Raw genomic sequence first — 302 nt, forward strand, 5'->3', positions numbered from 1 at the left:
CCGTGCGATGGACGAGGTCGAAGCCGGCCAGCCGGACACCTGCGAAGTCACCCCGGTGGGCGCCGAGCATCCGCTCTTCATCCTCTACACCTCGGGCTCGACCGGCAAGCCGAAGGGTGTGCAGCACCTGTCTCTTATACACATCTCCGAGCCCACGAGACATGGCGCCTGATCTCGTATGCCGTCTGCTGCTTGAAAAGGGGGGGGGGGGGGGGGGGGGGGGGGGGGGGGGGGGGGGGGGGGGGGGGGGGGGGGGGGGGGGGGGGGGGGGGGGGGGGGGGGGGGGGGGGGGGGGGGGGGGG

Annotated in this window: 1 pseudogene; it reads left to right on the forward strand. The window is 75.5% G+C overall.

The features are described from left to right. Window positions 1-127, forward strand: a pseudogene (locus JHD73_RS28685) (AMP-binding protein); the annotation flags it as partial. Window positions 128-302: the final 175 nt, after the last annotated feature.

The organism is Ralstonia sp. ASV6, assembly GCF_016429285.1.
GTDB classification, from domain to species: Bacteria; Pseudomonadota; Gammaproteobacteria; order Burkholderiales; family Burkholderiaceae; genus Ralstonia; species Ralstonia flaminis.